Source organism: Pseudomonas sp. 05N433 (genome assembly GCF_056396925.1).
The window spans coordinates 121788-141407 of sequence record NZ_JBFTML010000001.1 but is presented as its reverse complement, the minus strand read 5'-3'; the positions used below and the strand labels follow the sequence as shown (position 1 = coordinate 141407).

The 19620-nt window shown below is 60.8% G+C and carries 21 protein-coding genes; 10 read left to right on the top strand and 11 right to left on the bottom strand.

From position 1 onward, the window contains the following. Positions 1 to 183 precede the first annotated feature (183 nt). Positions 184 to 954 carry an SDR family oxidoreductase gene (locus AC1DIS_RS00630; protein ID WP_019582223.1) on the top strand — a complete coding sequence of 257 codons (771 nt, stop codon included), beginning with the start codon at positions 184 to 186 and terminating at the stop codon, positions 952 to 954. A gap of 118 nt (positions 955 to 1072) precedes the next feature. Here AC1DIS_RS00630 and AC1DIS_RS00625 read toward each other — a convergent pair whose 3' ends face one another. The 7 genes from AC1DIS_RS00625 to AC1DIS_RS00595 all read right to left on the bottom strand — a co-directional run bounded on the left by AC1DIS_RS00625 (position 1073) and on the right by AC1DIS_RS00595 (position 6289). Continuing rightward, the gene (locus AC1DIS_RS00625) at positions 1073 to 2200 is read right to left on the bottom strand and encodes an AGE family epimerase/isomerase (protein ID WP_477744195.1); all 1128 of its coding nucleotides are present in this window, start codon (positions 2198 to 2200) and stop codon (positions 1073 to 1075) included. A gap of 193 nt (positions 2201 to 2393) precedes the next feature. Continuing rightward, positions 2394 to 2966 carry a HupE/UreJ family protein gene (locus AC1DIS_RS00620; protein ID WP_064616033.1) on the bottom strand — a complete coding sequence of 191 codons (573 nt, stop codon included), beginning with the start codon at positions 2964 to 2966 and terminating at the stop codon, positions 2394 to 2396. Positions 2967 to 2994: 28 nt separating this feature from the next. After that, complete coding sequence (gene ureG / locus AC1DIS_RS00615; protein WP_008001031.1) at positions 2995 to 3609, bottom strand: urease accessory protein UreG; 615 nt, start codon at positions 3607 to 3609, stop codon at positions 2995 to 2997. A 23-nt stretch (positions 3610 to 3632) separates the two neighbouring features. Continuing rightward, positions 3633 to 4307 (bottom strand): urease accessory protein UreF, encoded by a 675-nt coding sequence (locus AC1DIS_RS00610; RefSeq protein WP_018928471.1) that lies wholly within the window; start codon positions 4305 to 4307, stop codon positions 3633 to 3635. Beyond that, positions 4304 to 4804 carry an urease accessory protein UreE gene (gene ureE / locus AC1DIS_RS00605; RefSeq protein WP_018928470.1) on the bottom strand — a complete coding sequence of 167 codons (501 nt, stop codon included), beginning with the start codon at positions 4802 to 4804 and terminating at the stop codon, positions 4304 to 4306. Before ureE ends, AC1DIS_RS00610 begins: the two co-directional genes overlap by 4 nt. Before the next feature lie 216 nt (positions 4805 to 5020). Further along, positions 5021 to 5653: a TetR family transcriptional regulator gene (locus AC1DIS_RS00600; protein ID WP_018928469.1), complete on the bottom strand. Its 633-nt coding sequence runs from the start codon at positions 5651 to 5653 to the stop codon at positions 5021 to 5023. 159 nt (positions 5654 to 5812) lie between these two features. Beyond that, the gene (locus AC1DIS_RS00595) at positions 5813 to 6289 is read right to left on the bottom strand and encodes a hypothetical protein (protein ID WP_477744194.1); all 477 of its coding nucleotides are present in this window, start codon (positions 6287 to 6289) and stop codon (positions 5813 to 5815) included. A gap of 379 nt (positions 6290 to 6668) precedes the next feature. Here AC1DIS_RS00595 and AC1DIS_RS00590 point away from each other — a divergent pair, with 379 nt between their 5' ends. Further along, positions 6669 to 8744 carry an AsmA family protein gene (locus AC1DIS_RS00590; protein ID WP_111455291.1) on the top strand — a complete coding sequence of 692 codons (2076 nt, stop codon included), beginning with the start codon at positions 6669 to 6671 and terminating at the stop codon, positions 8742 to 8744. A 25-nt stretch (positions 8745 to 8769) separates the two neighbouring features. Here the strand turns inward: AC1DIS_RS00590 and AC1DIS_RS00585 are convergent, their stop codons facing one another. Then, complete coding sequence (locus tag AC1DIS_RS00585) at positions 8770 to 9714, bottom strand: LysR substrate-binding domain-containing protein (protein WP_018928466.1); 945 nt, start codon at positions 9712 to 9714, stop codon at positions 8770 to 8772. A gap of 121 nt (positions 9715 to 9835) precedes the next feature. Here AC1DIS_RS00585 and AC1DIS_RS00580 point away from each other — a divergent pair, with 121 nt between their 5' ends. The 3 genes from AC1DIS_RS00580 to AC1DIS_RS00570 all read left to right on the top strand — a co-directional run bounded on the left by AC1DIS_RS00580 (position 9836) and on the right by AC1DIS_RS00570 (position 11779). Beyond that, positions 9836 to 10474 carry an FMN-dependent NADH-azoreductase gene (locus AC1DIS_RS00580; protein ID WP_477780707.1) on the top strand — a complete coding sequence of 213 codons (639 nt, stop codon included), beginning with the start codon at positions 9836 to 9838 and terminating at the stop codon, positions 10472 to 10474. Continuing rightward, on the top strand, positions 10475 to 10780 hold the full coding sequence (locus AC1DIS_RS00575; RefSeq protein ID WP_007903452.1) for a DMT family transporter: 306 nt from the start codon (positions 10475 to 10477) through the stop codon (positions 10778 to 10780). 108 nt (positions 10781 to 10888) lie between these two features. Continuing rightward, positions 10889 to 11779 (top strand): esterase/lipase family protein, encoded by an 891-nt coding sequence (locus AC1DIS_RS00570; RefSeq protein ID WP_430954328.1) that lies wholly within the window; start codon positions 10889 to 10891, stop codon positions 11777 to 11779. Between the two features lie 100 nt (positions 11780 to 11879). Here AC1DIS_RS00570 and AC1DIS_RS00565 read toward each other — a convergent pair whose 3' ends face one another. After that, positions 11880 to 12755, bottom strand: coding sequence for a DMT family transporter (locus AC1DIS_RS00565; protein ID WP_018928463.1), 876 nt, complete (start codon positions 12753 to 12755; stop codon positions 11880 to 11882). A gap of 98 nt (positions 12756 to 12853) precedes the next feature. Between AC1DIS_RS00565 and AC1DIS_RS00560 the strand changes: the two genes are divergently transcribed. The 3 genes from AC1DIS_RS00560 to AC1DIS_RS00550 all read left to right on the top strand — a co-directional run bounded on the left by AC1DIS_RS00560 (position 12854) and on the right by AC1DIS_RS00550 (position 15212). Next, complete coding sequence (locus tag AC1DIS_RS00560; protein ID WP_477744193.1) at positions 12854 to 13642, top strand: AraC family transcriptional regulator; 789 nt, start codon at positions 12854 to 12856, stop codon at positions 13640 to 13642. Positions 13643 to 13714: 72 nt separating this feature from the next. Further along, the gene (locus tag AC1DIS_RS00555; protein ID WP_064616040.1) at positions 13715 to 14020 is read left to right on the top strand and encodes a PsiF family protein; all 306 of its coding nucleotides are present in this window, start codon (positions 13715 to 13717) and stop codon (positions 14018 to 14020) included. A 178-nt stretch (positions 14021 to 14198) separates the two neighbouring features. Beyond that, positions 14199 to 15212, top strand: coding sequence for an AI-2E family transporter (locus tag AC1DIS_RS00550; protein ID WP_477780706.1), 1014 nt, complete (start codon positions 14199 to 14201; stop codon positions 15210 to 15212). 129 nt (positions 15213 to 15341) lie between these two features. Here AC1DIS_RS00550 and AC1DIS_RS00545 read toward each other — a convergent pair whose 3' ends face one another. Further along, positions 15342 to 16616 carry an Hsp70 family protein gene (locus AC1DIS_RS00545; RefSeq protein WP_477780705.1) on the bottom strand — a complete coding sequence of 425 codons (1275 nt, stop codon included), beginning with the start codon at positions 16614 to 16616 and terminating at the stop codon, positions 15342 to 15344. 296 nt (positions 16617 to 16912) lie between these two features. On the opposite strand from AC1DIS_RS00545, the gene AC1DIS_RS00540 reads away from it, so the two are divergent. Both AC1DIS_RS00540 and AC1DIS_RS00535 read left to right on the top strand, forming a co-directional pair. After that, complete coding sequence (locus tag AC1DIS_RS00540) at positions 16913 to 17860, top strand: DnaJ C-terminal domain-containing protein (RefSeq protein WP_018928458.1); 948 nt, start codon at positions 16913 to 16915, stop codon at positions 17858 to 17860. Positions 17861 to 17885: 25 nt separating this feature from the next. Further along, the gene (locus AC1DIS_RS00535) at positions 17886 to 18191 is read left to right on the top strand and encodes a chaperone modulator CbpM (protein ID WP_018928457.1); all 306 of its coding nucleotides are present in this window, start codon (positions 17886 to 17888) and stop codon (positions 18189 to 18191) included. A 163-nt stretch (positions 18192 to 18354) separates the two neighbouring features. Here AC1DIS_RS00535 and AC1DIS_RS00530 read toward each other — a convergent pair whose 3' ends face one another. Next, positions 18355 to 19482: a sensor histidine kinase gene (locus tag AC1DIS_RS00530; RefSeq protein WP_477744192.1), complete on the bottom strand. Its 1128-nt coding sequence runs from the start codon at positions 19480 to 19482 to the stop codon at positions 18355 to 18357. Positions 19483 to 19620 lie beyond the last annotated feature (138 nt).

Below are 19620 nucleotides of genomic sequence, written 5' to 3'. Positions count from 1 at the left end.
GTGGACCGGCCTGTGGATAAGGTGCGCGTACATGGCTGCAAGCCACGGGGCATGGGGTGTTGCCAGCATTGATCATTTTTTGTACGGTTTTTGCCATGGTTGCCGCTGTGGAAAAGGCCGGGCATGCTGCCGGTTGATTTTCTATTCCAAGGGCTGACTGTCAGCCGACGCAAGGAGAACACGATGTCCAACACCCTGTTTATTACCGGCGCGACCTCCGGTTTTGGTGAAGCCTGTGCCCGTCGTTTTGCCGAGGCCGGCTGGAAACTGGTGCTGACAGGTCGTCGTGAAGAGCGCCTCAATGCCCTGTGCGCCGAGTTGTCGAAACAGACCGAGGTCCATGGCCTGGTGCTCGACGTACGGGACCGCAAGGCCATGGAGGAGGCGATTGCCAACCTGCCGCCGTCCTTCGCCAAGCTGCGCGGGCTGATCAACAACGCCGGCCTGGCCCTCGGTGTGGATCCGGCGCCCAAGTGCGATCTCGATGATTGGGACACCATGGTCGACACCAACATCAAAGGCCTGATGTACAGCACCCGCCTGTTGCTGCCGCGTTTGATCGCTCATGGCCGTGGCGCCAGTATCGTCAACCTCGGCTCCATCGCCGGCAACTACCCGTACCCGGGCAGCCACGTGTATGGCGCGAGCAAGGCGTTCGTCAAACAGTTCTCCCTGAACCTGCGCTGCGACCTGCAAGGTACGGGCGTGCGGGTCAGCAACATCGAGCCGGGCTTGTGCGAGAGCGAGTTCTCGCTGGTGCGTTTCGCCGGTGACCAGGAGCGTTACAACGCCACTTACGCCGGTGCCGACCCGATCCAGCCGCAAGACATCGCCGAGACCATTTTCTGGGTGCTCAACGCACCGGCCCACATCAACATCAACAGCCTTGAGCTGATGCCGGTGAGYCAGACCTGGAGTGGGTTTGCCATTGAGCGTAATGGCGGCAAGGCGTAATTGTGGCGAGGGGGCTTGCCCCCGTTCGGGTGCGAAGCAGCCGCCTGCGATGCAACTGATAAAACACTAGGGCTGCTGCGCAGCCCAACGGGGGCAAGCCCCCTCGCCACAAAAAAACTCAGCCGAGATACTCGGCCAATCCGCGATAGCAGGTTGCCAAGTGATAAGGCGTGGTCGAAGGCATGTCCTTGCGGCTCACTTCGCCCTGCTCATCGCGACACTCATACCAACCGCCCGCATGCAGAAAGCTTTGTTGCAACGCCTGCAATTGGCGTTGCACCGATGCTTCGCTGTCCGGGCGCAAGGTCAGGGCGCGCAGGTATTCGGCTTGAGCCCAGATGCGTTGGGTTGCGTCGCGAGGGTGATCATCCAGTTCCAGCATCGCTCGCACGGCACCGGTCTGCTGATCGACACCCCGTTGCTCGGTGAACGCAAACGCGCGCTCCAGCGAGGTATGCAGTGTCGAGCCGCGCAGCAATGGCGAGGATTGCAGCAGGAAATACCATTCGAACTGATGGCCCGGCTCGAACCAGTTATCCACAGCTCCCAGCGGCTTCTCCATCAACACCGCATGTCGCGGGTCGATGAAACGCTTTTGCATGGCTGTGCATAACTCGATGAGTGCGTTCTGCACAGCCGCGTCTTCGCGCACCGAAAGGGTGGCGAGGAAGGCTTCGGCCAAATGCATCAGAGGGTTCTGCAATGGCCCGGAGTCGAGCGAGGACCAATCACGGTCCAGGCTGGCTTCGTACAGGCCGTCGCCCATGGCGAAACGCTGCGCTACCACTTCCAGCGCGGCGTTGAGTACCGACTCCACCAGCGGTTCGCGAACCTTGTCCCAATAATGGGCGCAGGCGAACAGGATGAAGGCGTGGGTGTAGAGGTCTTTGCGCTGGTCCAGCGGCGTACCTTGCGGGTCGATGCTGTAGAACCAGCCGCCATGCTCGGCATCGTGGAAATGCCGTTGCAAGGAACGAAACAGCGCCGCCGCGCGCTCTTCAGCCTTGGGCACCTGGCCGATCAGGCTGGAGAACAGGTACAGCTGCCGCGCGCAGGCCATGGCCCGGTAGCGCTGAGGGGGCAGCGGTTTATGCTCGGCATCCAGCGCCTCATAAGGCAACGCCATGTCGGCGTTCCAGCCGGGGCTCTGCCAGAGCGGCACGATCACGTCCTGGAAGTGCTGGTGCACTGAGGCGAACAGGGCGGTCAATTCAGGCTGGGAGGCAGAGCGGGAAACATGCGGCATTGGCTGGCGTCGTCACGGCAGGGTTAATTGCGCGACATGTTAGCAGGCCTTAGAGATGCGGTGTCTGTCAGGCCGCCTTCGCGGGCAAGCCTCGCTCCTACAGGTTTCGTGTCATGACACGAATTGCGGGGTCAAACACAATCCTGTAGGAGCGAGGCTTGCCCGCGAAGAGGTCAGTCCAGACGCTAGAGAATTAACCCGCTAATAACCAAGCTCCGGTTACCGCCGACGCCGCACCCGCCAGCCGAACCAATGGTGCCGCGGCCTGAGGCAAGACGCGAACCATCGCATAACCCGCGGCATGCAATGCCGCTGTCGCTGCCACAAACCCTGCGGCATACGCCCAAGGGCTGGACATGTCCGGCAATTCCAGGCCATGCGCCACACCATGAAACAGCGCGAACAACGCGGTCGCCGCAACCGCCAGGCTCAGCGGCGGACGCACTGCCAACGCCACCGCCAGGCCCAGCGCCAATACCGATGCCGCAATCCCGCTTTCCAGCGCCGGCAGGTTCAGTCCTTCAAAACCCAGCAAGCCGCCGATCAACATGGTGCCCACGAATGTGCACGGCAGGGCCCAGCGCGCAGCGCCTTTCTGCTGCGCCGCCCACAACCCCACGGCAACCATCGCCAGCAAGTGATCGAGGCCGCCGATCGGGTGGCTGATGCCGGCGATCAAGCCGTTGTCGCCATGGCCCGGGTGGGCGAAGGCAATGGCYGGGGTCAGCAGCAGGGCCATGGCGCCCAGAATGCGTTTCAGTGTCATGGATAAGCTTCCTTGTTGATAAGTGTGATCAGGCCGCAGTCAGCAGGCCCTGGCGTTCGATGAAGGCGATGATTTCTTCAAGGCCCTGGCCGGTTTTCTGGTTGCTGAAGACAAACGGCTTACCGTTGCGCATGCGTTGGGTGTCGCTGTTCATCATCTCCAGCGACGCGCCTACCAGCGGCGCCAGGTCGATCTTGTTGATCACCAGCAGGTCGGATTTGCAGATGCCGGGGCCACCCTTGCGCGGCAGCTTGTCGCCGGCGGAGACATCGATCACGTAAATGGTCAGGTCGGACAGCTCCGGGCTGAAGGTCGCCGAGAGGTTGTCGCCGCCGGATTCCACCAGGATCAGATCCAGCCCCGGAAAGCGCCGGTTCAGTTGGTCCACGGCTTCGAGGTTGATCGAGGCGTCTTCGCGGATCGCCGTGTGCGGGCAGCCGCCGGTTTCCACGCCGATGATCCGCTCCGGCGCCAAGGCTTCGTTGCGCACCAGAAAGTCAGCGTCTTCGCGGGTATAGATGTCGTTGGTCACGACGGCCAGGTTGTAGCGTTCGCGCAGGGCCAGGCACAGGGCCAGGGTCAAGGCGGTTTTGCCGGAGCCGACCGGGCCGCCGATGCCGACGCGCAGGGGTTGTGTGTTCATGTGATTCTCCAAACTAAAAGGCCCTAGGAACGGAACAGACGGCTGTACTGGCGCTCATGGGCCATGCACGCCAGGGACAGACCGAAAGCGGCGCTGCCAACGTGTTCGAGATTGATTCGGCTGGCGTCTTGCTGCGCCTGTTGCAGCAACGGCAGCAGTTCGCTGGTCAGGCGTTGTGCGGCTTGCTGGCCCAACGGCAGGGTTTTCATCAACACCGCCAGTTGGTTTTCCAGCCAGCTCCAGAGCCAGGCGGCCAGCGCATCTTGCGGGTTGATGTTCCAGGCGCGAGCCGCCAGCGCCCAGCCGAGAGCCAAGTGCGGTTCAGGGCGTTGCTCGAGAAAGGCGCGAGCAGGCTCGTCCAGCTCCGGCAAGCCGTTGAGCAGCTGCTGCAGCGAATAGCCCATCTGCCGGCTCTCCTGATGCAGCTCACGGGTTTCGCGGCTGGCGCGATGCTCTTCGCAGCGTTGCAGCAACTCGGCCCAGTTTTCTTCGGCGGCGGCGGTGCAATGGGCGAGCAGTAGCGGTGCTTCGAAACGCGCCAGGTTCAGCAGCAATTGATCGCTGATCCAGCGTCGCGCGCTGTCGGGATCATTGACCCGGCCGTTATCCACCGCCATTTCCAGGCCCTGGGAATAGCTGTAGCCGCCAATCGGCAGCTGCGGGCTGGCCAGGCGCAGCAGCGCCCAGGCGGGGTTCATAAGCGCACGCCGAACTGGTGCAGTTTCGGCGGGTAGTTGAAGTCCTCGTCACCGTGGCGCGAGTGGTGATGGCCACCACCGTAGGCACCGTGTTCCGGCTGGAACGGCGCTTCGATGTTCTCGGCCTTGGCGCCAAGCTGTTCGAGCATGGCCTTGAGCACGTAATCATCGAGCAGGCGCAACCAGCCGTCGCCGACTTGCAGGGCCACGTGGCGATTGCCCAGATGATAGGCGGCGCGGGTCAGTTCGAACGCATTGGCGCAGGTGACGTGCAGCAGTTGTTCGGGGCGAGCACAGACGCGAACGACGCGCCCGTCTTCGGCTTGCAGGCACTCGCCGTCATGCAGCGGTGGCTGGCCGCGCTCCAGAAACAAGCCGACGTCTTCACCCTCGGCACTGAAACAGCGCAAGCGGCTTTTGCTCCTGGCTTCGAAGGTCAGGTGCAACTCGGCGGCCCAGACGGGTTGAGGGTCGATTCTGCGATGAATCACCAGCATCGGAAGGCTTCCAGCAATGAACAATGTTCAGGCTAGAGCAAGGGGCTTGCCAATCGGGTGAGAGGTAGGAAATGCCTGTCAGAGCGACGGGGGAGACTCACAATGTTGCAGGACTTTGATTGAAGTTGGTGCGTGACGGGTGTTTACGCACCAATTTGCAGCGCACAAAAAAAGATCGCAGCCTTCCGCCGAAGGCTGCGATCTTTTTCTAACGGGTTACTCGGTACTGCCGAGTCCCTGCCAATGCTTCAGCCCGATAAAGATAAACCGCAACTGCTGGGTAATTTTCGCCTGGGGTGTCAGGTGCTCGGGCAATGCTTCGGCCGGCGGATCGATGATGTCCGGCAGGGTCGCGAACACGCTTTTGACGATCAGATCGGCCATGACGCTCAGGCCGGCGATGTCCAGATGCTGCAGTTTGGGCATCAGCGACAAATCGGCCGCCAGGTCCGAGCTGATGTCCTCGCGCAGGCGGCCGATGGCCTGGCGCACCGGCAGCGAGCCGCCGTACTGCTCTCGGGCAAGAAACAGGAACTGCGAGCGATTGGCCGTGACCACGTCGAGAAAGATCCGCACCGAGGCATCGATGATACCGCCCATGACGAATTCGTTATGGCGCACCAGGCGGATGGTTTCGCGGAAGGTCTGGCCGACTTCGCACACCAGCGCCAGGCCCAATTCGTCCATGTCGGCGAAGTGCCGGTAGAAACCAGTGGGCACGATCCCGGCGGTTCGCGTCACTTCGCGCAGGCTCAAGCTGCCGAATCCTCGGCCGCTTTCCATCAGGTGGCGGGCAGCGTCCATCAGGGCGTTGCGGGTCTGTTGTTTCTGTTCGGCGCGGGGCAGCATCGCAAGGGTGTTTTCTGGACAGGGACAGCGGCGCACTCTAGCAAATCGGCTTCGCTGGCGTCGAACGGACTGTCGGGGGAGCACGCGGGGGAAATGCAGCTTCTATAAAGTCAAAAGCCCAATCCGGGGATTGGGCTTTTTTTCCAGGCCGCCATGGGCTTAGCTCACAGCGCTGTTGCGTTCGATCACACGGTCACCACCACCTTCAGCAAGGGTTTGGCCTTGTGGAGTGCGATCGGTACCGTCAGCGGCCAGGGTTTGGCCTTGTGGAGTGCGATCGGTACCGTCAGCAGCCAGGGTTTGGCCTTGTGGGGTACGGTCGGCACCGTCAGCAGCCAGGGTTTGGCCTTGTGGGGTACGGTCGGCACCGTCAGCAGCGAGGGTTTGGCCTTGTGGAGTGCGGTCAGTACCGTCAGCAGCCAGGGTTTGGCCCTGTGGAGTGCGATCCGAGCCATCCTGGGTGATCAGGCCTTTTTCTTTCAGGCGCTCGTTACCGTTGGCACCATCGGCAACGGTCTGGCTGAACACCGAGTGGCTGTCTTTGACTTGTGGAGTGGCCTGATCGGCAGCCGGCAGAGCAAAAGCGGTGCTGGCTAACATTGAGAGGGTCAGGCTAAGCAGTAATTCGCGTTTCATGATGGGTTGCTCCTTGGGAGGGCGATAAAGTGGGTACGAGTTCAATGCTACTCTCGATAAGTCGATATAAAAGTTCATAAACGCAATGGTAATAATCAACGGAATTGATTGTTTGGCCGAGCGGCTCTAGAACGGGCGTTTCCGGCGAACGTTTTTGCACTGAGGTGGGTATTTTCGACTCATTTTCGCCTCGCAAAAGTGCGGGGTCGGTAACGCTAAAAAGGGAGGGGCGAGACGGCTATTTGCGTTCGAATCGGCCTTCGGGTTAAACCTGCGGGCCGTTTTCCAGTCGTACATTTCATGGCAGGCCGGTTCTGRCCTAACGTTTCATCAGTGCGTCGCTGTCAGGGCGCTCAGTCGTATTCAGGAGCTCTGTGCAATGACGCGCACTCGTAAAATGCTTGCCTGGACCTCCGCCAGCCTCGTTGTGCTGCTGGCCGTCCTGGTGCTGATCATCGCGTTCTTCGATTGGAACCGGATCAAACCGCCCCTTAACGCCAAAGTCTCCGAAGAACTGCATCGTCCGTTCGCCATCAACGGCAACCTCGCGGTGGTCTGGCAGCGCGAGCCCGACGAAGGCGGCTGGCGGGCCTGGGTACCGTGGCCGCATGTGGTGGCCGAGGACCTGAGCCTGGGCAACCCGGACTGGTCGAAGCAACCGCAGATGGCCACCCTCAAACGCGTCGAGCTGCGTATTTCACCACTGGCCTTGCTGACACAGCGGGTGACGATCCCGCGCATCGACCTGACCGAGCCCAATGCCGACCTGCAGCGTCTGGCCGACGGCCGCGCCAACTGGACATTCAAGTTCGACCCCAAGGACCCGAATGCCGAGCCTTCTAACTGGGTGCTGGACATCGGTGCCATCGGCTTCGACAAGGGCCATGTCACGCTCGACGACCAGAGCCTGAAAACCCGCCTCGACTTGCTGATCGATCCGCTGGGCAAGCCGATTCCGTTCAGTGACATCGTCGGCGACAAAGCGGCGAAAACCGCGCTTGAGAAGGGCGGTTCGCCGCAGGATTACGCGTTCGCGTTGAAGGTCAAAGGCCAATACCACGGCCAGAATCTGGCTGGCCAAGGCAAAATCGGTGGTTTGCTGGCCCTACAGGATGCCGCCAAGCCGTTCCCGCTTCATGCGCAAATGCAGATTGCCGACACCAGCGTCGAACTGGCCGGCACGCTCACCGATCCATTGAACCTCGGCGCCCTGGATCTGCGCCTGAAACTGGCCGGTGCCAGCCTGGGCAATCTCTATCCGCTGATCGGCGTGACCCTGCCGGATACCCCGCCGTACGCCACGGATGGGCATTTGACCGCCAAGTTGCATGAGTCGGGCGGGGCGGTGTACCGCTATGAGGACTTCAACGGCAAGATTGGCGAGAGCGACATCCATGGCAACCTGGCTTATGTCGCGAGTCAACCGCGGCCCAAGCTCAGCGGGGCGGTGGAGTCCAATCAACTGTTGTTTGCCGACCTGGCCCCACTGATCGGCGCCGACTCCAATGCCAAGCAAAAGGCCCGCGGCGGTGAAAGCAAGCAGCCGGCGGACAAGATACTGCCGGTCGAGGAATTCAAGACCGAGCGCTGGCGCGATATGGACGCTGACGTCGAGTTCACTGGCAAGCGCATCGTCCACAGCGAAAAACTGCCGTTCAACGACCTCTACACCCATTTGGTGCTGACGGATGGTGTGCTCAGTCTCGAGCCCCTGCGTTTCGGCGTGGCTGGCGGCAATCTGGATGCGCAGGTTCGTCTGAACGGGCGCGCTGAGCCATTGGAAGGCCGGGCCAAACTGACCGCGCGCAAGTTCAAGCTCAAACAGCTGTTCCCCTCCATTGAACGGATGAAAACCAGTTTCGGTGAGCTCAATGGCGATGCCGACCTTGTCGGTCGTGGCAACTCGGTGGCCAAGCTGCTGGGCACCGCCGACGGCAATTTGAAGATGCTGATCAATGATGGCGCCATCAGTCGTGAGTTGATGGAGCTGGCCGGGCTCAATGTCGGCAACTATGTGGTCGGGAAAATCTTTGGCGACAAGGAAGTGAAGATCAATTGCGCGGCGGCCAATTTCGACATCAAGAGCGGTCTGGCGACCACGCAGTTGTTCGTCTTCGATACCGAGAACGCGATTGTCTACATCGATGGCACGGCGAACATGGCGACCGAGCAACTGGACCTGACCATCAGCCCGGAATCCAAGGGCTGGCGCTTGATTTCGTTGCGTTCGCCACTGTATGTGCGGGGTAAGTTCATCAAGCCGGATGCGGGGGTGAAAGCGGTGCCGCTGATGCTGCGCGGGGCCGGGATGGTGGCGTTGGGTGTGATTGCCGCGCCGGCGGCGGGTTTGCTGGCGCTGATCGCGCCGAGTGCTGGCGAGCCGAATCAATGTGCGCCGTTGCTGGAGCAGATGAAGGCGGGCAAGGCGCCGGTGACGGTCAAGCCCACCCGGTAGATCAAAAGATCTCAGCCTGCGGCCGCTACATTGGAACGCGTTCCCCTGCAGGAGCTGCCGCGGGCTTCGATCTTGGCAATAGACCAGACAATCGAGCTTCCTCCTGCAACCACGCAAAAAACGCCCGCACCGGCGGATGCCGTTCGCGCCCTGGAACGCACAGTGCGCTGTATCCGGCCCCGTCGACCTGAATCTCACCCCGGTAAGGCAGCAATAAGCCGCTGGCCACACTCTCCGACACCAGAATATTGCTCGCCAGCACCAAACCTTGCCCGGCAATGGCGGCTTGCAGGGCGTAATGCTCTTCGTCGTATTCACGCACCGCTGGCTGTCCGGCCAGCCAGGTTTCGCCGGATTGCGCGCACCAGGCTTCCCAGCCGTGGGCATACAGTTTGGAGTTATGCCACTGCACGCTGATCAGGGTGGGTACCCGACGGGTCGCCAGGGCCACTTGTTCAGGCGAGCCATAAACCCCGAAGGATTCGTCGAACAGGCACAACCCATACAGGTTCGGGTAGTCGTCTTGGCTGTAGCGCAGCACCAGATCGACGCTGGCGTCCTGATGCAAATCGATGACTTCGCAGTGAGTGTCCAGCCGCACGCTGATGTGCGGATGCCGGGCATAAAACCGTCCCAGCCGTGGCACCAGCCAAAGGGCGGCGAAAGCGGCGGTGGTGGAGATCGTCAGGCTCGTGCCGCTGCGTTGCGGGCGCAAGGTATCGACGCTTTGCGCCACCTCCAGCAGGGCGCCATGCAGGCTACGGAACAGCCGTTCGCCGCACTCGGTCAGGCGCACCTGGCGTGGCAGTCGTTCGAACAGCGGCACGCCGAGCCAGTTTTCCAGGGAGCGGATCTGGTGGGAAACCGCCGTCGGCGTCACGGACAGCTCTTCGGCGGCAGCCTTGAAACTCAGCAGGCGCGAGGCGGATTCGAAGGCCCGCAGGGCGGTCAACGGCAACGAGGCAAACATTTAAAACTCCATGGGTGAAATAGATTCATCCAGACTGATTTTTGCTCATTTGAAGGCAGGCGGCTGTGCGCTTCAAGCTGCAGCCACAAGCCGTTTCAGTTTAGCCCTTAAGGAGATTCAGATGAGCACAATTCTTGCCATTCACGCCAGCCCCCGTGGTGAACGCTCTCATTCGCGGCGGTTGGCCGAGGTGTTTCTTTCAGCCTGGCAGGTCCGTAACCCGCAGTCGCAATTGACCCGCCGTGAAGTCGGCCGGGCGTTGATCCCGGCCGTCAACGAAGCCTTCGTAGCGGCTGCTTTTCATCCGGAGCCTCAAGCGCGACCGTTGTCGATGCAGGCCGACCTGGCACTCAGCGATGAGTTGGTGGGGGAGTTACTCGGTCATGATCTGCTGGTGATTTCCACCCCGATGTACAACTTCAGCGTGCCCAGTGGCCTCAAGGCCTGGATCGACCAGATTGTGCGGCTCGGACTGACGTTCAATCACACCCTGGACAACGGCATCGCGCAGTACGAACCGCTGGTGCGGGGCAAGAAGGCGTTGATCGTCACCAGTCGCGGCGGGTTTGGCTTCGGCCCCGGCGGTGAGCTTGAAGCGATGAACCATGCCGACCCGTTGCTGCGCACGGCACTGGGGTTCATCGGCATCACTGACGTCACGGTTGTCGCCGCCGAGGGCGAGGAGTCCGCCGAGCGCACCTTCCAGGTTTCCGTAGCCGAGGCCGAACAGCRTTTGCTGGCGCTGGCCAGGGAGTTCTAGATGGCCTGGCTGTTCCTGCTGATTGCCGCCGGGTTCGAGGTCACCTTCGCCATGGGCATGAAATACGCCGAAGGCTTCACCCGGCTCTGGCCTTCGGTGATCACCGTGGTGGCGGCCGTGGGTGGGATCTATTTCCTGACCTTGGCCATGCGCGAATTGCCGGTGAGCATCGCCTACCCGATCTGGACCGCTATCGGTTCACTGGGCACGGTGTTCCTCGGCTTTGCGCTGCTGGGCGAAAGCCTGACCGCGCTCAAACTGGTGTCGGTCGGGCTGATTGTGGCGGGCGTGGTGGGGTTGAAGTAGGGTGGATGTCATAGATTGGTCACCGGGTTGTCATCTTGGGTGGCGATGCTTGGCTGAGGCCTTGCATCCAGCCTTGCTTCATCTCACCGACCACAAGGATGTTCATCCATGTCGCAAGGCTCTGCCACGCGTTACCCGTTGGTGCTGGTCCCGGGGATGCTCGGGTTTATTCGTCTGCTGCTCTATCCGTATTGGTTCGGGATCATTTCGGCGTTGCGCCGGGACGGTGCAACCGTGATCGCGGTGCAGGTTTCGCCGCTCAACTCAACCGAGGTGCGTGGTGAGCAATTGCTGGCACGAATCGAGGAAATCCTGCGCGATACCGGGGCCGAGAAGGTCAACCTGATCGGCCACAGCCAGGGCTCGCTGACCGCTCGGTATGCTGCGGCAAAACGCCCGGACCAGGTGGCGTCAGTGACCTCGGTGGCCGGGCCCAATCACGGTTCGGAGCTGGCGGACTACCTGCACGATCACTATCCGGCTGACAGCGCCAGGGGACGGCTGCTCAGTTTTTTACTGTGGTTGATCAGCGCGTTGATGTGCCTGCTGGAAACCGGTTATCGCGGGCCGCGACTGCCGGTGGATATCCCGGCTTCGCACCAGTCGCTGACCACGGCCGGCGTGGCGCTGTTCAATCAGCGTTATCCACAGGGGCTGCCTGACACCTGGGGTGGGCATGGCCCGGAAGTGGTCAATGGCGTGCGCTATTACTCCTGGTCCGGGACTTTGCAGCCGGGCAAGACCGATCGCGGGTGCAACCTGTTCGACGGCACCAACCGCAGTTGCCGGTTGTTTGCCAGAACCTTCGTGCGTGAAGCGGGGCATTGCGACGGGATGGTCGGGCGCTACAGCTCACATCTCGGGACGGTGATTGGCGATCAATACCCGATGGATCACTTCGATATCGTCAACCAATCCCTGGGGCTGGTGGGCAAGGGGGCAGAGCCGGTGCGGTTGTTTGTCGAGCATGCCGCGCGGTTGAAGGCGGCAGGCGTTTAAGCCCTGTGGCGAGGGAGCTTGCTCCCGTTGGGCTGCGAAGCAGCCCCCAGAATGCGATGCTTTGCGCTCGAGCGGGAGCAAGCTCCCTCGCCACAAAGGGTTATGCGCGGCCCAATGTGGTGGTCCAGCGCTCGGAAAGAATCACCCCACCCAGCGTCAACACCCCACCCACCAGGTGATACAACGCCAACTGCTCATGCAGCACCACCGCCGCAATCAGCGCCGTAATCAACGGCAGCAGGTTGAAAAACAGCGTGGTCCGGCTCGGGCCCAGGCGCACCACGGCCTGCATCCACGCCAGCGGCGCAAGCATCGAGGCCAGCAGACAGGCGTAAAGCACCAGCGGAATGTTATGCAGGGTCGGGCCGATTTTCGGTGAGGCGAGGAACAGCGGAAATAGCACCACCACCGCCACCAGCACCTGTAAATACAGCAACACCAGCGGCGGCAAGCGCAGCTGCCATTTTTTCAGCAAGGTGCTGTAAACCGCATAAGCCAGCGTGGCGATCAGCATCATCGCGTCGCCCAAGTTCACCCCGTGCTCCAGCAACGCGCCAAGGCTGCCGGACGACACCACCACCAGAACACCGGCAAACGACAATACCGCACCGGCCAGGGCTCCGGCGGTCAGGCGTTGGCCGAGGCTGACTATCGCCATGGCCAGCGACATCAACGGCATCAGCGACAGAATGATCCCCATGTTGGTGGCCGACGTCAGTGTTGCAGCGAAATAGGCCAGGCTCTGATAAACCGCCATGCCGAGTACGCCGAGAATGAAGATCCTCCCCAGGTTTGGGCGTATGACCGGCCAATGGGCGATCACTGGCTTAAGCATGAAAGGCGTGAACAGAATCCCGGCCAGCAGCCAGCGGTAGAAGCCGATTTCGGCGGGGAAGATTGCGCCCACCGCGAGTTTGTTGATCACGGTGTTGCCGGCCCAAATGAAAATGGCCAGCAGGGGATAAGCGTATTGCATCGGGAAAAAGCCAGAACGTTAATGAGGGGCAATTATCCGTCTGTCTGGATGCAAGCCTATACTGCGATCCAGACAATCTGCCCCTGATTCCGGACAGCATGAACAGTAAACACATCGACCTGCTGGATTTCAGCGAACTGCCGTCGGCGGTGTATTTCCGCTATGCCGACTTCAACGCCCACGAATACGCCGCACCTCACCGACATCCGTGGGGCACGCTGGAGTACGCGGCCCATGGCGTGTTGCACATGGAAGTCGATGGCAGCCGTTTCATGTCGCCGCCGCAGTACGCGGTGTGGGTGCCGCCCGGGACCGAACACAGTTTCTATAGCCATCAGCCGATCAACTATCGCGCGGTCTGCCTCGCGCCGACGCTGTGCCGCGATCTGCCGCAACAGGCCTGCACCCTGGCGATCAGCGACATCCTCAAGGCGATCCTGAAAGACTTCGCCGCCCGCGATGTGAAAATTCCCGAGCACGACGCGGACCAGCGTCTGGCTCAAGTGCTGGTAGACCAACTGCAACAGGCGCCCGTGCATGAGTGCTATTTGCCCTACGCCAGCAGTCCCGGGTTACTTGGCATTCTGGAAGCCTTGCAGGCCGAACCTGGGGATAACCGGCCGTTGGCGTATTGGGCCGGGCAGGTTCACGTCAGCGAACGCACGCTGGCCCGGCAGTTTGTTCGCGAGTTGGGCATGAGTTTCGGTGAATGGCGGCAACGGTTGCGGTTTCTGGCGGCGATCGAAGCGCTGGACAGCCACCGCAGCATTCAGGAAATCGCCTTCGACATGGGTTACAGCACCGGCTCGGCGTTTATCGCGATGTTTCAGCGCCAGGCCGGGTGCACGCCGGAACAGTATCGGCGCAGCCATCTTGATAGCAGATGAAGGTGTAACAGGCTTTGTCTACACTCCAGAGCGAGGCCGTACCCATCGGTGCGGTAACAAGGAGAAAACTCCATGAAGATGTTGCGTGCCCCGTTGTTGATGATCGGTCTGCTGCTCTGCTCCCAGGGTTTTGCTGCCACTGCCCAACAGAACAAAATGACTACCTGCAATGCCGAAGCTACCGCCAAGAGCCTCAAGGGCGATGAGCGCAAAGCCTTCATGAGTACCTGCCTCAAAGCCGCGCCGGCCGCCGATGCCGCCAAGCCCATGACACCTCAACAAGAAAAGATGAAAACCTGTAACGCCGATGCCACTACCAAGGGCCTCAAGGGCGATGCACGCAAAGCGTTCATGAGTGAGTGCCTGAAGAAAAAATAAGCAGTGTGGGGCGAGCCTGCTCCGGACGGCGATCCGACGATGCAGGCGACTCGGTATCACGCAGAACCGCGTTGATGCTATCGCGAGCAGGCTCGCTCCCAAGGTTCGTGTTTGCTCGCTTCGGCGCCGGAACGCTGGCAGACTGCCAATCCTTTCACGTCGTTCGTTTTGAGGCTGTATGTCAGCGTTTTCTCAGCGTCAGGTCTTGTTGCTCATCAGTTGGGTCATTATTTTTGGCGGTTTGCTGCTGGTGATCCCTCTGCGATTGCTGCCCAGCCTGCTGGCCGGGTTGTTGGTGTTCGAACTGGTCAACATGCTCACGCCGCAATTGCAACGGCTGATCGAGGGCCGCCGTGCGCGCTGGCTGGCGGTGGCGTTACTGGGGACTTTGGTGGTCAGTGTGCTGGCGCTGATCTTTGCCGGTGCGATCAGTTTCCTGCTGCACGAGGCGGAAAACCCCGGTGCTTCCCTCGACAAATTCATGGGCGTGGTCGACCGTGCACGCGGGCAGTTGCCGCCGTTCATCGATGCTTATTTACCGGCCAGTGCCGCCRAATTCCGGGTGGCCATCGGCGAGTGGATGAGCAAGCACTTGAGCGACTTGCAACTGGTGGGCAAGGACGCGGCGCACATGTTCGTGACGCTGCTGATCGGCATGGTACTGGGGGCGATCATCGCCTTGCAGCGCGTACCGGACCTGACCAAGCGCAAGCCCTTGGCCGCGGCGCTGTTCGACCGTTTGCACCTGTTGGTCCAGGCGTTTCGCAATATCGTCTTCGCGCAGATCAAGATTTCCCTGCTCAACACCTTCTTCACCGGGATTTTCCTCGCGGTGGTCCTGCCGATGTTCGGGATCAAGCTGCCGCTGACCAAAACCCTGATCGTGCTGACCTTCCTGCTCGGCTTGTTGCCGGTGATCGGCAACCTGATGTCGAACACCTTGATCACCATCGTCGGCCTGTCGCTGTCGATCTGGGTGGCGGTGGCGGCATTGGGGTATCTGATTTTTATCCACAAGCTCGAATACTTTCTCAACGCGCGCATTGTAGGCGGGCAGATCAGCGCCAAGTCGTGGGAGTTGCTGCTGGCGATGCTGGTGTTCGAAGCCGCGTTCGGCCTGCCGGGGGTGGTGGCGGGGCCGATTTATTACGCGTACCTGAAGAGTGAGTTGAAGCAGGTGGGGATGGTTTGATCCCGTGTTGATCTAATTGTGGCGAGGGAGCTTGCTCCCGTGGGGGCGCGAAGCGGCCCCCTTATCTCCAAAAGAAGGGACTGCTGCGCAGTCCAACGGGAGCAAGCTCCCTCGCCACAGGGTTTCAGGTCAATCCATCGGGCCGTAACGCTTGGCCGCCTCGATCGCCAACCCGCTGCCGATGCTGCCGAAGATGTTGCCTTCCACATGCTGCGCCTTCGGCAACATCGCCGAGACGCTGTTGCGCAGCGCCGGAATCCCGCTCGAACCGCCGGTGAAGAACACCGTATCTACCTGATCGACCCGCACATTCGCGTCGTTCAGCAATTGGGTCACGCTGTTGCGCACCCGCTCCAGCAAGTTGTCGATGGCTGATTCGAACAGCGCACGAGTCAGTTCCACACTCAAACCGGGCTCGATGCGGTCCAGCGGCACATGACGGCTGTCGGCGTGGGTCAGCTGGATCTTGGTCTCTTCCACTTCCATCGCCAGCCAGTGCCCGGCGCGCTGGTCGATCAGCTTGAACAGGCGATCGATGCCGCCGGTGTCTTCAATGTCGTAACGCATGCTGCCCAGGGCCAGGGTCGATTTCTGCGAGTACACCGAGTTGATGGTGTGCCAGGTCGCCAGGTTCATGTGATGGCTGGTGGGCATGTAGGCGCCGCTCTTCATCCGGCTGCCGTAGCCGAACAGCGGCATCAGGCCTTGCAGGCTCAGCTGTTTGTCGAAATCGGTCCCGCCGATGTGCACGCCGCCGGTGGCGAGGATGTCGTCATGACGGTTGTCATGTCCGCGTCGCTCAGGGGACAGGCGCACCAGCGAGAAGTCCGACGTACCACCGCCGATGTCGACGATCAGTACCAGCTCTTCCTTTTCGATGGTGGATTCATAGTCGAACGCCGCTGCAATCGGCTCGTACTGGAACGAGACGTCCTTGAAACCAATGGCGCGGGCTACGTCCACCAGGGTGTTCTCGGCTTCCTGGTCGGCCAGTTCATCGTCATCGACGAAAAACACCGGACGGCCCAGCACCACTTCCTCGAACTCCCGACCGGCAGCGGCTTCGGCGCGCTTTTTCAACTGGCCGATGAACAGCCCGAGCAGGTCCTTGAACGGCATCGCCGTGCCGAGGACGCTGGTGTCGTGCTTGATCAGCTTGGAGCCCAGCAGGCTCTTGAGCGAGCGCATCAACCGGCCTTCGTAACCTTCCAGGTACTCGTGCAGCGCCAGCCGGCCGTACACCGGGCGGCGTTCTTCCATATTGAAGAAGACCACCGAGGGCAGGGTTATCTTGTCGTCCTCCAGCGCGATCAGCGTTTCCATGCCGGGGCGCAGCCAGCCGACGGTGGAGTTGGACGTGCCGAAGTCGATACCGCAGGYACGGGCTGGAGATGCGTTTTTCATGTCTTTCAAGTTCCGGTTAAAAAACGGCCGCGCAGTGTATGTCAGTGCGGCGCAGATTCGAAGGCCGACTATCTGTTAAATCACATTGATCTACGCTTGAAAGATGCGCCATCACCCCCAAACTTCCCTGCATAGGTTTGGCAATCCTTGGGCGACAGCAAGAACTGCGCCTGGCTGCCGATAAACTACTGATGCGCTGCCCGGTCACAAAATTGAGATTGATCAATCAAGACGCTGTAAACCAGAGCATGCTGTACCGAGTGGCGCGATTTCGATAATGGATGGTGATTCCCTCGATGGACTTCAAAGACTATTACAAGATTCTCGGCGTGGAGCCGACTGCGGACGATAAGGCGATCAAGGCCGCCTATCGGAAGCTGGCGCGCAAATACCACCCCGATGTCAGCAAGGAAAAGGACGCCGAGGCCAAGTTCAAGGACGCGTCGGAAGCCTATGAAGCGCTGAAAAGCGCCGACAAGCGCGCCGAATACGACGACTTGCGCAAATACGGTCACCACGGCCAGCCGTTCCAGGGCCCGCCGGGTTGGCAGAGTCGTGGTGGTTTCGGAGGCGGTGGTCAGGACACGGGCGATTTCTCGGACTTCTTCAGTTCGATCTTCGGCAACCGTGGTTCGGGTTTCGGTGGTGGTGGACGGTCGGGCCATAGCGCCGGTCGTCGAGGGCAAGACGTGGAAATGGAATTACCGGTTTTTCTGGAAGAAACCCTCTCGACCGAATCGAAGAAGGTCAGCTTCCAGGTGCCGCAGTACAACGCTGCCGGCCAGCATGTCAGCAACACCAGCAAAAGCCTGAACGTGAAGATCCCCGCCGGCGTGACCGACGGCGAGCGCATCCGCCTCAAGGGGCAGGGTGCTCCGGGCATCGGTGGCGGGGCCAATGGCGACCTGTACCTGACCATTCGTTTTGCGCCGCACCCCAAATTCGATGTCGAAGGCGAGAACCTGATCATCACCTTGCCACTGGCACCGTGGGAACTGGCACTGGGGACCGAAGTCGCGGTGCCGACCCTGACCGGCAAGATCAACCTCAAGGTTCCGGCCGGCAGCCAGAATGGCCAGCGCATGCGCGCCAAGGGCCACGGCCTGATGCACAAGGCCGGGCACCGTGGTTACCTGTTCGTGCAGCTCAAGGCGGTGATGCCGAAGAAACTCGACCATGACGTCAAGGCGTTGTGGGAGGAGTTGGCGAAAAAAGCCGCTTTCGATCCGCGAGAGAATTTTTGATTCCGAGATAAGGAGGAGCCCAATCATGAGCGACCCCGTGATCGTTCTATTGGACCTGGCAGAATTCTGTGAGGCGACCGAGTTGTCGGACGTGCATGTGATCGAGATCGTCGAACACGGCATCCTCGAACCACAGGGTACAGAGCCCAAGGATTGGCGTTTCACCGACTACGAACTGGTTTTGGCCAAGCGCGCCGCCAAGCTGCGGCGCGACCTGGAGCTGGAATGGGAAGGTGTCGCCCTGGCGCTGGACCTGCTTGACGAGGTCCAGCAACTGCGGGCCGAGAACCGCATGCTCAAGCAGCGGTTGGGGCGCTTGGTGATCGAATAGCTGTAAACACTAAACCTGTGGCGAGGGGGCTTGCCCCCGTTGGGTTGCGTAGCGACCCCAAATCCGGTCATCGCGGTTTTTCAGACTGACCGCATGCGTCGATTTTACGACTGCTGCGCAGCCGAACGGGGGCAAGCCCCCTCGCCACAGCGGTCCCAAGGCGTTACACCTTCCTGGGCAACACCACGCTAAACAGTGTGCCCTCAGCCTCGCTGGAACTGACCTCGATCGTCCCTTGATGGGCATCAACCACTTCCTTGACGATGAACAGCCCCAGGCCAAGGCTGGTGCTCGGCCCGCCGAGTTCTTCGTCGGCACTGCGTACCAGTGGATCGAAGATTGTGCCGATGACCTCGGGCGGAATCGGCGCACCGTCGTTGTGCACGGTGAGCCGAACGCTGTCCGTTTCACCCCTGAGGCTCAGCTTGATCACGCTGTGGTTCGAACCGTGCTGCAAGGCATTGCCGATCAGGTTCTGCAGCATTTGAGCGAGCCTTCGGCCATCCCATACACCCCGGGTATCGCCTTCGACGCTCAGTGTCGGATCACATTGCGGATGAGCAGCGCAAGCCTGGGCAATCGCTTCGCGCGCCGTCTCGGCCAGGTCCATGGGCGCCGGTTCGATTGGCAGGCGCTTGCCCAGGCGACTGCGCACCAGTTCCAGCAAATCGCTGACCAGCACCGCCATGTTCCGCGCGCCATCCTTAATATTGTTGGCACAGGCCAAAGCATCGCCTTCAAGCGTTGCTTTACGCAGCAGTAACTCGGCGGACATGCTCACTGCCTGCAATGGCGCTCGCAAGTCATGCCCGAGTATCGCCAGAAACAGATCCCGTGAATGGTTGACCTGTTCGGCATAGGCGGCGGTGGATTCGGCGAGGGCCTCATCGATGGCTTCGTTGAAACGGATCATGTCCCGGAAATAGGTCAGGTCCGGTGACTCCAGGCTGTCGACCCACAACCGAATCACACAGGCCCGCAAATGGCGGAACTCGCTGGTCATTTGCACCAGGTCGAAGCCCACGGTATGCCGCAGTTCGCCATGGCTGGCACCCGCTTCATCCAGGCTTGGGGTTTTCTCCGGGCCTTCGCCCTTGGCCTTGGCGAGCTGTTCGCTGGCGGTTTGCGCGGTGGTCATGTCCCGCGCTGCCGCCAGCAGAATGGCCTTGGCGTGATCGCGCAAGGCTGCTCGATCCATGCACTCGGCCGCCGGGGTGATCGTTCTGGCGAACTGTTCCCATTCATCGACGATACGGTCCACGTGTTGCCTGATGAATTCGGATAAGCGCATGGCCGTTACCTGCCTGGAGAGTCTGGGCATCTTAGCCTCTTTGTAGATCGGTAAAAACTACCGYTGACACGCCGGATCATGCTTGCAGGTCTTGCAGGTGGTACTTATTTGTTTTTTAGATTCTTAAGTTGGAAGGTG

Bases quoted from the DNA above. Each gene is read 5' to 3' on its own strand.
- AC1DIS_RS00625 (WP_477744195.1), bottom strand. From the start codon at position 2,200: ATGCCGCATGTTTCCCGCTCTGCCTCCCAGCCTGAATTGACCGCCCTG.
- ureG (WP_008001031.1), bottom strand. From the start codon at position 3,609: ATGAACACACAACCCCTGCGCGTCGGCATCGGCGGCCCGGTCGGCTCC.
- AC1DIS_RS00610 (WP_018928471.1), bottom strand. From the start codon at position 4,307: ATGAACCCCGCCTGGGCGCTGCTGCGCCTGGCCAGCCCGCAGCTGCCG.
- ureE (WP_018928470.1), bottom strand. From the start codon at position 4,804: ATGCTGGTGATTCATCGCAGAATCGACCCTCAACCCGTCTGGGCCGCC.
- AC1DIS_RS00600 (WP_018928469.1), bottom strand. From the start codon at position 5,653: ATGCTGCCCCGCGCCGAACAGAAACAACAGACCCGCAACGCCCTGATG.
- AC1DIS_RS00595 (WP_477744194.1), bottom strand. From the start codon at position 6,289: ATGAAACGCGAATTACTGCTTAGCCTGACCCTCTCAATGTTAGCCAGC.
- AC1DIS_RS00590 (WP_111455291.1), top strand. From the start codon at position 6,669: ATGACGCGCACTCGTAAAATGCTTGCCTGGACCTCCGCCAGCCTCGTT.
- AC1DIS_RS00585 (WP_018928466.1), bottom strand. From the start codon at position 9,714: ATGTTTGCCTCGTTGCCGTTGACCGCCCTGCGGGCCTTCGAATCCGCC.
- AC1DIS_RS00575 (WP_007903452.1), top strand. From the start codon at position 10,475: ATGGCCTGGCTGTTCCTGCTGATTGCCGCCGGGTTCGAGGTCACCTTC.
- AC1DIS_RS00570 (WP_430954328.1), top strand. From the start codon at position 10,889: ATGTCGCAAGGCTCTGCCACGCGTTACCCGTTGGTGCTGGTCCCGGGG.
- AC1DIS_RS00565 (WP_018928463.1), bottom strand. From the start codon at position 12,755: ATGCAATACGCTTATCCCCTGCTGGCCATTTTCATTTGGGCCGGCAAC.
- AC1DIS_RS00560 (WP_477744193.1), top strand. From the start codon at position 12,854: ATGAACAGTAAACACATCGACCTGCTGGATTTCAGCGAACTGCCGTCG.
- AC1DIS_RS00555 (WP_064616040.1), top strand. From the start codon at position 13,715: ATGAAGATGTTGCGTGCCCCGTTGTTGATGATCGGTCTGCTGCTCTGC.
- AC1DIS_RS00540 (WP_018928458.1), top strand. From the start codon at position 16,913: ATGGACTTCAAAGACTATTACAAGATTCTCGGCGTGGAGCCGACTGCG.
- AC1DIS_RS00535 (WP_018928457.1), top strand. From the start codon at position 17,886: ATGAGCGACCCCGTGATCGTTCTATTGGACCTGGCAGAATTCTGTGAG.
- AC1DIS_RS00530 (WP_477744192.1), bottom strand. From the start codon at position 19,482: ATGCGCTTATCCGAATTCATCAGGCAACACGTGGACCGTATCGTCGAT.